The following is a 13975-nucleotide window of genomic DNA, read 5'->3' on the forward strand; positions in this document are numbered from 1 at the left end:
ATGTTTTATTGTAATAACCCTTTGGTATAGCGAAGTTACATAAAAAAGAACAGTGCAATATAAGCAATCGCAGTGAATCCAAGTGCGAACGGTATATAGTATTTCAAGGCCTGTGTGAAGCTGAAAGGAAGCTTTCCCACAAATTTACCGGTCTGTCCGTTCATGGCAAAAAGATAGTTTTTGTCGTTCCAGCTTGTGTTAAGTATATACACCGGATAAAGGGCATATTTGTGAGAGGATTTAACCGTATTGCACGAAACATTCACAGGCGTTAACGAGTCATATCCCGAAATTGTCTGCCGGAAGTCAAAAGTAGTCGTATTTTCCATTCGCGACAGTGCTCTTGAGATTGATTCATCGGAACTGACATTGTATTTGTTTGCCAGAAATCCTGCGAGATAGCCCATGTTAAATGAGATCATCTTGCTTCTGTCAAACGGTTCAAGGGAATCCATGAGATCGTCGGGCATTTCCTTTGAAGCATCAACGGGCACCTGATTGAAACTTTCGGTACCTTCACGAAGCACGCTGTAATACTTGGTCTCGGTGTAATAGTATTTTGAATCTGACCACCTTCTATGCTTTGTTGCTTTATATTCGCCGCTGAAATGTTCGGTGGCATCGTAGAGCCAGAAAGGCACATAAATTCCACGTATCTCATCTATGTGATTCTGCTCTGCAAAGACTGGCGGTATAAGTTTTCTTGCAGCCACATAGCTTTTGTAGGTGCTAACGGCGTCCTCTTTGGTCTTTGCAAAAGGAATTATGTAGTCCGGTTTAAATTCGCCGGTAAATTTCTCTTTTACAACAACGTTATTGCTACAGAAGGGACACTTTGTGGATCCGAGTGAGTCTGTTGTGATGATCTCTCCGCCGCATGATCCGCACGTATAGATAAAAAGCGGTTCGCTTTCCACGCCGTTTTCGGATGTGCTTTCCGCGGCAATCCCGGTGCTGTTTGAGTTGTGGTTTGCCACATAGTCTTTTACATCAAATTCAGAATCACAATACGGGCATTTCAGCTTCTGGGTTTTGGGATTAAATTCCATAGCCCCGCCACAGGCGGGGCATTCGTATTCTTGTAAAGCCATATTATCCTCGATAGATTAGCGTCTCGGTGAACCGCAACTTGTGCAGAAGTTTCCGTCGTTTACTGTTCCGCAAGAACATGTCCATGTTGCTGCGGGCTTTTTGGAACCGCAGTTTGGACAAAAGTTACCTGTATTCACAGAACCGCAGGAACACGTCCATGATTCTGCGGCAGCTTGGTTCTGTACGGGCTGAGCTTGTTGTGCTTGCTGTTGCTGCGCTCCCATAGCAAAGAGCTGGTTTGCGTTCAACCCGCCTGCCTGCTGAGCCATGTTCATTCCCGCGAATGCCATCATAGGGCCTGCTGCGGTGTTTTTTGCTGCATCTTGCATAGCCTGTGCCTGTGCACTTGCGATAGTGGCGGCGGCCATGTTGGGATTTCTTAGTGCGCCTGCGCGCTGAAGCTCTTTTATAGTCTTTTCATCTTCTTCGTTTGCGATTACAGAGCTTACGCCAAAGCTTGTAATGGTGATTCCGTAGAATCCTGCCCATTTATCTGAAAGAACTTCGTTGAGAGCGTTTGCAATCTCGGTTGTGTGACCGGGAAGCGCGCTGTATCTTATGCCCATCTCGGAGATCTTTGCAAATGCGGGCTGAAGAGCTGTGAGAAGCTCACTCTTAAGCTGCGAATCAATTTTTTCCTTGGTGAAAGATCCCTCCACGTTTCCGCAGATGTTCTTGTAGAAAAGAACGGGATCAACAACTCTGTAACTGTATTCGCCGTGACATTTGATGCTTACATCCATATCAAGGCCGATATTTGTGTCAACTACGCGGAATGGAACGGGATTGACCGTGCCGTATTTGTTTCCGAGGATTTCTTTTGTATTTATGAAATATACGCGCTGGTCTTTGGGAGCAACTCCTCCGAATCCAACTCTTTTTCCGAATTCCTTGAAACTGTTTACGATAGATTCGCTTAAGTTTCCGTAAAAGATTGAAGATTCGGTTGAAACGTCGTATACGAATTCGCCTGCCTCGGCGCAGATCTCGGTAATCTGTCCCTGATCAACAAGGATCATGCACTGACCTTCGTTGATAGCGATGATTGATCCGTCTGAGATCACGTTGTCGGATCCTTTTTTATTTGAGCCTCTTCCGGCCTTTTTTTCACCTTTTGTAAGTAATGTGTCGTTTGATAATGAAGGACAGTAAAAATACTCTCTCCACTGATCGGCGAGTACGCTGCCTCCGGCTGCCATTGCTGCTTGAATAAGCCCCATAACTGTCTCCTTTCATAACTAAAATTCAGAGTATATTGTGGAAAACCTCTGTTTATTTTAGATTTTTTGTGAGTTTACAAGTAATATTTTCGCACATTTAATCTTAAAAAACTATAATATCGGGAAAATAATGGTATGATACTCTAAAGTAGAAAAAAACAGTTTGCGCGGTGGTAAGAGTGAAGAAAATCAGGATCGGCATTGAATACAAAAATAATAATGTTACTCTTGAAACCCTTAAAGGAAAGCAGTTAAAAGGGCTTCTTGCGGATGCGGGTTTTGAGGCATCTTATCCGTGCGGCGGAGTGGGCAGATGCGGGAAGTGCAAAGTGCGATTCACGGAGGGCGCGCCTTATCCGAATACACTCGATAAGAGTTTTTTAAGTGAAAAAGAAATTGCGCAGGGCGTAAGACTTTTGTGCAGGTGCAGTCTTGAAACGGATTGCAAGGTGTGTATAGATGGCGTGGAATCTTCCGAAGAGGATATTGTTGCAGAGACCGCAAAGAGCTCTTTTTCCGAGAAAAAATATGACAGATACGGGATCGCTGTTGATATCGGTACGACTACGATCGCTGCGGCGCTTGTGGGAGTGTCGCTTGACGGGGAAAAAGAAATAATAGATACGGCAGGCGGTATAAATCATCAGAGGCGTGTCGGCGCGGATGTTATATCGAGGATTGCGTATGCGTCCGGCTTAGGTAGTGTGGGAAACAAGGAAAAGCTTGATGAACTCAGAGAGTTGGTGCTTGATGATATTTCAGCATTGATTGAAAAACTTGGTAAAAGAGCTTCAGGAGACTTGGCCGCGATAGTTGTTACGGGAAATACCACGATGCTTCATATTTTCAGAGGCCTTGATATCGAGGGACTCGGAAAATATCCGTATAAGCCGGTTGATAATTGCGTATATGAAACTGAGATGTTTGGGACAAAGCTTGTGACAATGCCGGGAATATCTGCATTTGTCGGAGCGGACATTGTTTCGGGAATATACTATTCAGATATTATAAATAAAAAGAATAGAAAAGAACTGCTCTTGGATCTTGGAACCAACGGGGAGATGGCCTTTTTTGACGGAAAGAATCTTAAGGTGACTTCGACCGCGGCAGGCCCCGTATTTGAAGGCGGCGGAATATCCTGCGGAACTGCGTCCGTGCCCGGCGCGATATGCAGGGTTTATATAGATGGTAGCCGCGACAACGGCTTTTTTACGAAAATAAGTACCATAGGTGGTAGAGCACCCATAGGACTGTGCGGAACGGGCATAATGGAGGCGGTTTCTGAGCTTGTACGAAATGGGATTGCCGATAAGAGCGGGCTTCTTGCAGATGAGTTTTTTGACGAGGGCTTTGCCCTTACGGACGACGCTGAACTGACTGTGACTCAGCAGGATATAAGAATGATCCAGCTTGCAAAGGGCGCGGTCTACACAGGACTTAAAGAACTTGTAGGAGATGATGCTCCTGACAAGGTGTATGTTGCAGGCGGATTTGGAACGAATCTTAATTATGATAGGATAAGGTATATCAGGCTTTTTCCCGACAGCTTTGCAGGAAAAGCCGAGAGTATCGGGAACAGTGCACTAAAAGGCGCAGTGAAATTGCTTTCTGAGATTATTACCGGAAGAAAAGAGGAAGCTTTATCTAATCTGAATAAGATAAGTGAATGTGCAACGGAGGTTGTGCTCGCCAATAAAGAAGACTTTGACGATTCTTTTGTTGATGCGATGAATTTCTGATATTATGGGATTGAAATTAATGTGTAAGATTTCCGGAGGATTAAATTATGTTAGACGATAGATGGGTTTTTTATGATGATGTTAAGCCTGAGGATCAGGGTAATGGCGTAGTGAGAAGGGTTCTTGCGTACAGCAAAGACCTGATGTGCGTTGAGAATACTTTTGAGGAAGGTGCTATAGGAGCCCTTCATCACCATCCGCATACGCAGATTACTTATGTTGTGAGCGGAAAGTTTGAATTTGAGATTGATGGGATAAAAAAGATTGTCAAAGCCGGAGATACCATGCTTAAGACAGACAGCGTCGAGCACGGCTGCGTTTGCCTTGAAAAAGGTGTTCTTCTTGATATCTTTAATCCCATGAGAGAGGATTTCGTATGATCTGTGATACTTGTGCCAATTATGTATATGATGAAGACTGGGAATGTTATACATGTATGGTAAATATGGATGAAGACGATTATTATAGGCTTATGTCCGGAAACAACAAGGACTGTCCGTATTATCAGGACAATGATGAATACAAAGTGGTAAGACATCAGATGTGAGGTGGGTTATGGAAGGACCAAAGATTACAAAAGAAAAAGTTAAAACAGTCCTTGATAAAGGATTTATCAGGGTTTTCGACCTTCAGTATGAAGAGGGCAGACATTATTTTGATGCGACAAGAAGGCCACTTGAGGAGCTTGTTTCTGTCAAGAATGAGGAAGAATTTGCGAAGATGGTTCCCGATGCGGTCAGCTGCGTTGTGATAATTGAAGACGGCGATGAGCCAAAGCTTCTTCTTTCATATGAATACAGATACCCTGTCGGACGATTCCTGCTTGGAGTTCCCGCTGGGCTTGTGGATCCGGAAGATAAGAGTGCCAAGTCTCCCGTGATCACGACAGCGATAAGGGAAATCCATGAGGAAACAGGAATAGTTGTTGATGAGACCAAAGATGAAATATTTGTTATCAATCCTCTTTTGTTCAGTACGCCCGGAATGACGGATGAGAGCAATGCGCTTGTCGGAGTTGTTCTAAAAGGCCATGATCTGTCGGCTCTTACACAGTCGGGAGCAGAAGGACAGGAGTGCTTTGACGGATTTGTTCTTGTTGATAAAGCTAAGGCAAAAGAGTTGTTAAAGAATGGGCTGGACGACAGAGGACACTACTATTCGGTGTATACATGGTCTGCACTTATGTATTTTTTGAGCGATATGTGGAAGAAATGAAGATAACGACTTTTTAACAGAATAAATTTTATTAAAATACCGATTATAGGCGATTTCGTCTGTAGTCGGTATTATTTTTCGTAGATTATTACAATTACATATTGACGTAATGGTAACAAGAATGGTAACATGAATATACTTGAAATGTTAATTATCAAGTAAAATATATTTATCAATTTAGAAACAGGCTATCAGACACTTTATTCGAGGCATGCGATAGAGGGGGATTGGATAGCAGGAGGTAATAGAGATGGGTGTGTGCGAATATTGTGGAAAAGAACTTGCGGATGGAGAACTTTGTACATGCGCGCAAGCACAGAATAAACGTGAAGCCAATAATGAGATAAGAAAAGTTTTTGATCTGATGGATAAAGGTGAATTTGGCGAGGAGGAGCGTAAGGTTAAACCCAGAAGAAAATCTACCCGCGCAAAAAAGACAGAAACATTTGCTGAAGAGATGGAGTCAAATGAAACCGCATCAGAGGAAAAAGTTGAAAGGAAGGCTGTAAAAAAGACAAAAGTTAAGGCTGCGGTAAAGGAAGAGAAAGAGGAGACTAAGGAAGAAGTCGAAGTAAAAGAAAAGACAGAGGAAAAAGTTGAAGAAATCGCAGAGACCGTAGAGGCTGTAGAGGAAAAGGCTGAGGAGAAAGCACCTGTTAAGCCGGTGTTTAGCATGGTTTCCGATTTGGGAGTTAAGGAAGAAAAGAAGCAGGAGGAAGCAAAGGTTGAAACGCCTGAAAAGCCCGAAGCAAAGCGTAAGGCAAAAGCTCCTGAAATAGATTTTGTTGCGATTAAAGAGGATGCATCTGAGGCATTTGCAAGATTTGTCGATCTGTTCAGCAAGCCTGTAACAAATGGAGCAAGTTTTGCGGCAGGAAAGAATTTTACATCTGCGCTCATCTTTATGGTGGCTCAGATTTTGTTCTCATCAATTTTCGTTGCGGTTGTGATCTGTAAGATCAATAACGAGATGCAGGAACAGGTATTTCCTTTCATGGATCTGTCGGGATATACATTTTCAGCGGGAGGATCTTTTATCCTTGCTATGCTGTTCTCGGCACTTCTTGCGGTAGTGTTTGCGCTTCTTATGTACGCTGCCGGAAGAGCGATGAATATCGATATCGAGTTTAAGGAAGCTGTTGCGATCGCGGGTATCAAGTCCGCATTTATGATACCTTGTATAATACTTGCAATATTCTTTACTATGATCAAAGCAATGCTTGGAATCGGCATCTATCTTATCTTTGGAATAGTGGTGCTCTGTATGGTATTCGGTATTGTATTTGAGAAATATAAGAGAAACAAGAACGCTATGCTGTATCTTTACTCTGCAGTAATATTGATGTTCCTGATAATACTTTTTGTTATCTATTCAAATTCAGTTAAATTGTACATTCCCGATGCATTCCTTAAGTAGTCCGCATGAATGTATAGTGGGATATGTGCTTTTGCCATAATAAAAAATGAGAGACCTTGCAGTTTTTGCAAGGTCTCTCATTTTTGAATGGTTAAAAGATAATACTGCTTAAAACAGCATTTTTCAATTTTATATAGCGGAGTCGGAGGGATTCGAACCCTCGTGCCCAAAAAGGACAAACGCATTTCGAGTGCGCCTCATTACGACCACTTTGATACGACTCCGTAACGTTTTACATTATACTGATTCAACAGGGCTTCGTCAATCGGTATTAACTTGGCATTGAGAATATTATTTTGTATAATTAACGGTAGTATGCGATAAAAAATAGGAGGAGGCATATTCATTATGATGAGAATCGGGATGTTGACAAGCGGTGGTGACTGTCAGGCTTTGAATGCTGCTATGAGAGGTGTTGTGAAATGCATCGCCAATAGCGGAGAAGAAGTTGAGTTCTACGGTTTTTTGAATGGCTACAAAGGGCTTATTTACAGCGATTTTCGTATGCTCACTTCCAGAGATTTTTCGGGCATACTTACAAAAGGAGGTACAATACTCGGAAGTTCGAGAACTCCTTTTAAGACGATCAAGGATCCTGATGAGAACGGACTTGATAAAGTAGAGGCAATGAAGCAGAACTATTATAAGTTAAAGCTGGATTGTCTTGTGGTTCTCGGAGGAAACGGCTCTCAGAAGACTGCTAATCTTTTGAGTGAGGAAGGACTTAATATCGTGTCTCTTCCCAAAACTATTGACAACGATCTTTGGGGAACGGATATGACATTCGGTTTCCAGAGTGCTGTTGATATAGCGACCGGTGTTATCGACAATATCCACACGACGGCCGATTCACACGGAAGAGTATTTATCATTGAAGTAATGGGACACAAGGTCGGATGGCTTACGCTGAATGCGGGAATAGCCGGCGGAGCGGATGTTGTCCTTATACCTGAGATTCCTTATGATATAGACAAGGTATGCAACGCGATAAGAGCGCGTGATGAGCACGGTAGCAGATTTACGATCATCGCAGTTGCGGAAGGCGCGATTTCCAAGAAGGACGCCAAGCTTTCCAAGAAAGAATATAAAGAGAAGGTTGCCAATCGCAAATATCCTTCTGTTTCATATGAGATTGCAGAAGCAATCCAGAAAAAGACAGGGCATGAAGTAAGAGTTACCGTTCCCGGACATATGCAGAGAGGCGGAGCACCCGATCCGTATGACAGAGTGTTTGCTTCAAGGCTCGGAGCGGAAGCGGGTTGGCTTGTGCTTAAGAGGCAGTACGGATATATGGTGGCTTACAAGAACAGAGAAATAGTTAAAGTTCCGCTTAAAGATATAGCGGGCAAGCTTAAATCTGTTTCGCCTGATGCCGGAATAATCAAAGAGGCAAAGGCTTTGGGCGTTTGCTTCGGAGATTGAGCATTTAATAAAAGTTTTGTTTGGAGCAATTATTGTAGATGAGTTATGTTGCACTATATAGAAAGTTCAGACCTCCTGTTTTTGAAGATGTAAAGGGACAGGATCATATTGTAACCACGCTGAAGAATCAGATCAGATCTGACAGAGTCGGACATGCTTACCTGTTTTGCGGAACACGCGGAACAGGTAAGACTTCTGTTGCCAAGATTCTGGCAAAAGCCGTTAATTGTGAAAATCCGATAGACGGAAGCCCTTGCGGTGAGTGTGAGATGTGCAGGGAGATTGCTGCGGGAAACAGCATGAATGTGATCGAGATCGACGCCGCATCAAATAACGGTGTTGATAACGTAAGAGAGATCATTGATGAAGTTTCTTATTCGCCCACAAAGGGAAAACGCAAAGTATACATCATAGACGAGGTACACATGTTATCTACGGGCGCTTTTAATGCGCTTCTTAAGACACTTGAGGAACCTCCTTCATATGTTATGTTTATTTTGGCGACTACGGAAGTTCACAAGATTCCCATCACAATCCTTTCGAGGTGTCAGAGATATGATTTCCACAGGATAACTGTGGATAACATCGAGCAACGTCTTAAAGAAGTTGTGGATTCGGAAGGAATCACTGTTGAAGAGAGGGCGCTCAGATATATTGCAAAGACGGCGGACGGCTCAATGAGAGATTCGCTGAGTCTTTTGGATCAGTGCGTTGCGTTTAATTATGGCGAGGAGCTTACCTACGACAAGGTTCTTAATGTGCTCGGAGCGGTGGATACGGAAGTGTTTAGCAAGCTCTTTTCCGCAATATACAGTCAAAACGCGGATGAAGCGCTTAAGATATTGGCAGATGTTGTTGTCCAGGGAAGAGAGCTTTCGCAGTTTGTTAATGATTTTGTGTGGTATCTGCGTAATCTCATGCTTATCCAGGCTTCGGATCAGATGGAAGATGTTGTTGACATATCAACCGACAACCTCAAGGTCTTGAAGGAACAGGCTGAGGGTGTTGATGTAGATGTCCTTCTCAGATATATCAGGATTTTTTCAGAACTTTCTTCTCAGCTTAGATTTGCTACGCAGAAGAGAGTGCTGATAGAGATTACGCTTATCAAGATGTGTAAACCGCAGATGGAGCCGGGGCAGGATTCTCTTGAGGACAGGTTAAGGCTCCTTGAAAAGCATGATGAAGAGAACACAAAGCTTTTGAAGGGGATTCAGGGCGGACAGATAGCTGTTGCGGCAAGTTCTGTATCCGGAGCGGGAAATACCAATATTGTAAAAGAGAAAAAGGTACTGGATAAGGCGGTTCCCGATGATATAAAGAGAATAGTCACAAACTGGCCCAGAGTTATCGCGGGAATGGAGAATCCCATGAAAACATATCTGCAGAGGGCAAAGCTCAGTCTTGGAAACAATGACACATTGCAGATTGTTTTTGACAACAAGCAACTCGCCGATAAATATTCTTCGGGACAGTCGGCTGAGGATCTTCAAAATGTTCTTGATAATTCTATCGGCAAGCATGTGGCATTTGAGACACGCTACATTGAGCCGCAGCAGACTTTTGAAGAAAATTATGTAAACCTGCAAGCTATAAATTTTGATATAGTTATGGAAGATGATGAAAAGGAGAACTAGAAATGGCTAAAAGAGGTGGTTTCCCCGGAGGCGGAATGCCCGGAAACATGAGCAATCTTATGAAACAGGCGCAGAGAATGCAGCGCCAGATGGAGGAAAGTCAGAAGGAACTTGAGACAAAAGAGTTCACTGCAAAGTCCGGCGGCGGTGCTGTAGAGGCAACTGTTTTCGGAAACAAGACTTTGAAGAGCGTAGTTATATCACCTGATGCGGTCGATCCCGATGATGTCGAGATGCTTCAGGATATGATAGTTGCCGCAGTCAACGAGGCTATGAAGCAGGCTGATGAAGCAAGCGGAGCCATGATTGGCAAAATGACAGGCGGATTAGGCGGAGGATTTCCTTTCTGATGGATCTTTACAGCGGACATATTAATCGGCTGATAGATGAACTTGCTTCCCTGCCGGGAATAGGTGGAAAATCGGCGCAGAGGCTTGCTTTTTATATAATCAATCTTCCTAAGGACAGAGTAAAAAAGCTTGCCGATTCAATAACAAATGCGAGAGAAAATGTACACTACTGCAAAGTGTGCTGTACGCTTACCGATGAAGATATCTGCCCTATATGCGGCAATCAGAACAGAAATCATAAGATTATTATGGTTGTGGAAAATGCCAGAGATCTGGCTGCATATGAGAAAACCGGGAAGTACGAAGGGGTGTACCATGTTTTGCATGGTGCGATCTCTCCGATGTTGGGAATTGGTCCGGGGGATATAAGGCTGGCTGAGCTGATGCAGCGGCTTCAGACAGAAGATGTTGAGGAAGTTATTGTAGCGACCAATTCAAGTCTTGAAGGTGAAACAACAGCAATGTATATAAGTAAGCTTATAAAGCCGACGGGAATCAAGGTTACGAGAATAGCCAGCGGTGTTCCTGTGGGCGGCGACTTGGAATATATTGATGAAGTTACTTTGCTCAGGGCTTTGGAAGGTAGAACAGAACTGTAAGGTTCACAAATTATGGAGGTAATGTAAAAAATGGCAGTAAAAAAAGTGTTATTTGGAGAAACACCAAATAAGGAGCAGGTGTTTGAGTATCATATCTCAAACAAAAATAATGTTGAGGTTGTTGTGATCAACTTTGGCGTTACCATCAAGAATATTTTTGTACCCGATAAAGATGGGAAGCTTGTTGATGTGGTCCTTGGATACGATGATATCGCGGGATATCTCGAGAATTCATGCTTCCTTGGTTCAACAGTAGGACCTACAGCGAACAGAATCTGTGAAGCGAAGTACAAGATTGACGGAAAAGAGTTCTCTCTTCCTGTTAATGACGGACCCAACAATCTTCACACCGATATGGATAACGGATTCCACAAGAGAGTATGGGACGCCGTAGAAGGTGATGACTGCGTTAAGTTTACTCTTAAAGTTGCAGACGGCGATCTTGGATTTGCAGGAAACAGAGTTTTTGAGGTTACATATTCTCTTTCTGAGGACAACTCATTGTCTATTCATTACAATGCAACAAGTGATGCCAATACACTTATCAATATGACAAACCACGCATATTTTAACCTTGGCGGTCAGAATTCGGGATCTATCCTCGATCATACGCTCAAGCTCAATGCGTCACACTATACACCTGTAATTGATTCTGCAGCTATTCCTACAGGTGAGATAGCGGATGTTGCCGGAACTCCTTTTGATTTCCTTGCGGAAAAGACAATCGGAAAAGATATTGAGGCAGACAATGCTCAGCTCAAGGCTGTAGGTGGATACGATCACAACTATGTTGTCGATGATGCCGACGGATCCATTAAAGAGATCGCGGTTCTTTCATCGCCTAAAACAGGAATAACAATGAAATGCTTTACAGATCTTCCGGGAGTTCAGCTTTATGCCGGAAACTTCCTTAGCGGAGAAAACTGCAAGGGTGGAGTGAACTACAAGAGCAGAGAGGGTGTATGTCTTGAAACACAGTTTTACCCCAACTCTATCAATCAGGAAGGCTTCCCCAAGCCTGTTTTTGGCCCTGATAAAGTTTATGATACAACAACAATCTATCAGTTTGTATAAAGCAAAGATTTAGTGAATCATTGATGAAATCGGTGATCCGGCGGAAAAACTGATATTATGGAGGTTTGTCTTGGCGGAAGTACGTGATTTTAGTGCATATGCCGGTAAATTGAATAGCAAAAAAAAGAGCGGTGCATCCGGCAGGCAGACCTCTTACAAGGAAAAGATCAGGAGCCACAAACTCAAAGTTTTTATAAGGGCGGTGGTTATTGCCGTATCGTGCACGGTTCTTGTCTCGGTTGTTTATATAAGCTGGCGTGACAAGGTATATTCTGAGGCTATAACTGTAAAAGGAGTGCCGATATCCATTGAAGATGACACAAGGATTGTAAGCCTCGGCGGACATATGGTGAGGTGCAGTAAAGATGGAGTGAGCTGCTATGATTCGGCAGGAAAAGCACTATGGACACAGCCCTATCAGATGCAGAATCCCAAAGCCAGAACGTGTATGAATTCTATAGCTATAGGCGATGACAACGGCCATGAAATTTATGTATGCGATATTAATGGGCTGCTTGGAAAAGTAGATACCAATATGCCTGTAAGAGATTTTTGTGTATCATCGCAGGGCGTTGTTGCTGCAGTTCTCGATGGAGAAGATGTTGCATGGATATATCTTTACAGCGCCCAGGGAGAAGAACTTGCAAGATTCAAAACGACAATGAAGGGATACGGATACCCTCAGAAAATAAGTTTATCTCCGAACGGACAGCTTCTGTGCGTGTCTTATCTTGGTCCAGAAAACGGAAGAGTAATGACAAAAGTTGCTTTTTATAATTTTGGAGATGTCGGAAAAAATGTTTCTGAGCACCTTGTCAGCTCATATAACTATGATAACTCGGTTGCACCGTTCGTTCAGTTTATGAGCGCCGATAAGGCTTTTTCTGTTTCGACCGATAAGATCATGTTTTATTCGGGCGCGCAGAAACCTGAGAAACAGGCAGAAGAAGTGATAGAAGATGATGAGATAAGGTCGGTTAGATACAACGATTCATACGTGGGCCTTGTGTTTGCCGAAGCTTCCGATAAGGGAGCATACAGGCTTCAGGTGTATAACACTGCGGGAAATCGCGTTCTTACTACATATTTTGACATAGACAGTGCAGAAATTGTTTTCAGCAACAAGCAGATCATTATCTATAATCAAAATGAATATCTGATAAAGGATATGAACGGAAGAATTAAGTATCAAGGGGAATTTGAAGAGCCTGTAAGGACAATGATACCCACAGGATCAAAGAGTAACTTTATTTTGGCAACAAGAGAAAGTATTGATACATTGGTGCTTAAGTGAAAATGATATCGTTGTGTTAAAAAGAAAGCACAGACAGAGGTTTTTATGAGCATAGATATTTCACAGATCGTGATCACAATCGCGGTGATCTGTATTATTTTATGGAGAATATCATATGGAGCAAATGTTGGCCTGGTTGCGGAAGCAGCAGGCTTAATTGCTGTTTTGGCAACATTTGCATCTGTGTATTTCATTATGGGTATAACAGAAAATGTCCTTGATAAGAGCTTTGGAGGAATAATTCCAAAGATAGGATATCTGATAGTGGCATTTGTTGTATACAGGGTTATGACCGGTATCGGAGAAAGCCTGAGAAAGATGAAGGAAGTTCCGGTGCTTGGGAGCTTTAATAGAATTCTCGGAGCCGTACTCGGAGTAATCGAAGCGATAGCGATTTTATATCTGGTTGAGTATATTACAGGTATAAAACTATTGACAGTGCTCCAAGCCGCATGGTTAGGGCTTTTTGGGAAAATTAAAGGGCTGTTTTAAAAAAGTTTTATAAAATAATAAAAAAATTTAAAAAAAAGTTATTGACACGGCTATAGGCCTGTGATATTCTAAGTAAGCTGTCGCTGAGGACAGCAACAACAAAGCACTTTGACAAGTAAACAGTAATGCAACCCTGAAAGATTCCAAAGAGAATAATTCAGAAAAATGTAAATTAACGGACAGAACGAAAAGCCAAGCTTAAGTTCTTAGCCGGATTAAACTTTTAAACGTGAGAGTTCGATCCTGGCTCAGGATGAACGCTGGCGGCGTGCCTAACACATGCAAGTCGAACGGAGAATTTACGCTGATGAAGCTTCGGCAGATTCTTGTAAATTCTTAGTGGCGGACGGGTGAGTAACGCGTGGGCAACCTGCCTCATACTGGGGGATAACAGCTGGAAACGACTGTTAATACCGCATAAGCG

At 42.9% G+C, this 13975-nt stretch carries 14 protein-coding genes, 1 tRNA gene and 1 rRNA gene; 13 read left to right on the forward strand and 3 right to left on the reverse strand.

Annotation, left to right across the window (positions count from 1 at the left end; genetic code table 11):
- Window positions 1-35 precede the first annotated feature (35 nt).
- Window positions 36-1091, reverse strand: coding sequence for a TFIIB-type zinc ribbon-containing protein (locus BLP87_RS11725; protein ID WP_074462832.1), 1056 nt, complete (start codon window positions 1089-1091; stop codon window positions 36-38).
- A 15-nt stretch (window positions 1092-1106) separates the two neighbouring features.
- Window positions 1107-2312 carry an SPFH domain-containing protein gene (locus tag BLP87_RS11730; RefSeq protein WP_074462833.1) on the reverse strand — a complete coding sequence of 402 codons (1206 nt, stop codon included), beginning with the start codon at window positions 2310-2312 and terminating at the stop codon, window positions 1107-1109.
- Window positions 2313-2491: 179 nt separating this feature from the next.
- Here BLP87_RS11730 and BLP87_RS11735 point away from each other — a divergent pair, with 179 nt between their 5' ends.
- The 5 genes from BLP87_RS11735 to BLP87_RS11750 all read left to right on the forward strand — a co-directional run bounded on the left by BLP87_RS11735 (window position 2492) and on the right by BLP87_RS11750 (window position 6683).
- Window positions 2492-4051, forward strand: coding sequence for an ASKHA domain-containing protein (locus BLP87_RS11735; RefSeq protein WP_074462834.1), 1560 nt, complete (start codon window positions 2492-2494; stop codon window positions 4049-4051).
- A 47-nt stretch (window positions 4052-4098) separates the two neighbouring features.
- On the forward strand, window positions 4099-4431 hold the full coding sequence (locus tag BLP87_RS11740; RefSeq protein ID WP_026667800.1) for a cupin domain-containing protein: 333 nt from the start codon (window positions 4099-4101) through the stop codon (window positions 4429-4431).
- Window positions 4428-4598 (forward strand): DUF6472 family protein, encoded by a 171-nt coding sequence (locus BLP87_RS16095; RefSeq protein WP_175531841.1) that lies wholly within the window; start codon window positions 4428-4430, stop codon window positions 4596-4598. The genes BLP87_RS11740 and BLP87_RS16095 overlap by 4 nt, the downstream gene beginning before the upstream one ends.
- Before the next feature lie 8 nt (window positions 4599-4606).
- Complete coding sequence (locus BLP87_RS11745) at window positions 4607-5266, forward strand: NUDIX hydrolase (RefSeq protein WP_074462835.1); 660 nt, start codon at window positions 4607-4609, stop codon at window positions 5264-5266.
- A 250-nt stretch (window positions 5267-5516) separates the two neighbouring features.
- Window positions 5517-6683, forward strand: a complete 1167-nt coding sequence (locus BLP87_RS11750; protein WP_074462836.1) for a Yip1 family protein — start codon at window positions 5517-5519, stop codon at window positions 6681-6683.
- Window positions 6684-6820: 137 nt separating this feature from the next.
- On the opposite strand, the gene BLP87_RS11755 is transcribed toward BLP87_RS11750, so the two are convergent.
- Window positions 6821-6907, reverse strand: a tRNA-Ser gene (locus BLP87_RS11755).
- A gap of 124 nt (window positions 6908-7031) precedes the next feature.
- On the opposite strand from BLP87_RS11755, the gene BLP87_RS11760 reads away from it, so the two are divergent.
- The 8 genes from BLP87_RS11760 to BLP87_RS11795 form a co-directional block, all read left to right on the forward strand.
- Window positions 7032-8105 (forward strand): 6-phosphofructokinase, encoded by a 1074-nt coding sequence (locus tag BLP87_RS11760; RefSeq protein WP_074462837.1) that lies wholly within the window; start codon window positions 7032-7034, stop codon window positions 8103-8105.
- 38 nt (window positions 8106-8143) lie between these two features.
- The gene (gene dnaX / locus BLP87_RS11765) at window positions 8144-9742 is read left to right on the forward strand and encodes a DNA polymerase III subunit gamma/tau (protein ID WP_074462838.1); all 1599 of its coding nucleotides are present in this window, start codon (window positions 8144-8146) and stop codon (window positions 9740-9742) included.
- 2 nt (window positions 9743-9744) lie between these two features.
- Window positions 9745-10092: a YbaB/EbfC family nucleoid-associated protein gene (locus BLP87_RS11770; RefSeq protein ID WP_074462839.1), complete on the forward strand. Its 348-nt coding sequence runs from the start codon at window positions 9745-9747 to the stop codon at window positions 10090-10092.
- Window positions 10092-10691, forward strand: a complete 600-nt coding sequence (gene recR / locus BLP87_RS11775; protein WP_074462840.1) for a recombination mediator RecR — start codon at window positions 10092-10094, stop codon at window positions 10689-10691. The genes BLP87_RS11770 and recR overlap by 1 nt, the downstream gene beginning before the upstream one ends.
- Before the next feature lie 30 nt (window positions 10692-10721).
- A complete protein-coding gene (locus tag BLP87_RS11780) occupies window positions 10722-11765 on the forward strand; it encodes an aldose epimerase family protein (protein ID WP_074462841.1) in 1044 nt (347 codons plus the stop codon).
- 70 nt (window positions 11766-11835) lie between these two features.
- Window positions 11836-13059 (forward strand): DUF5711 family protein, encoded by a 1224-nt coding sequence (locus BLP87_RS11785; RefSeq protein WP_074462842.1) that lies wholly within the window; start codon window positions 11836-11838, stop codon window positions 13057-13059.
- 45 nt (window positions 13060-13104) lie between these two features.
- A complete protein-coding gene (locus tag BLP87_RS11790) occupies window positions 13105-13551 on the forward strand; it encodes a CvpA family protein (RefSeq protein ID WP_074462843.1) in 447 nt (148 codons plus the stop codon).
- Window positions 13552-13776: 225 nt separating this feature from the next.
- Window positions 13777-13975 (forward strand): 16S ribosomal RNA (locus tag BLP87_RS11795); the annotation flags it as partial.

This window comes from Butyrivibrio hungatei, from assembly GCF_900101605.1.
Classification (GTDB): Bacteria; Bacillota; Clostridia; order Lachnospirales; family Lachnospiraceae; genus Butyrivibrio; species Butyrivibrio hungatei_B.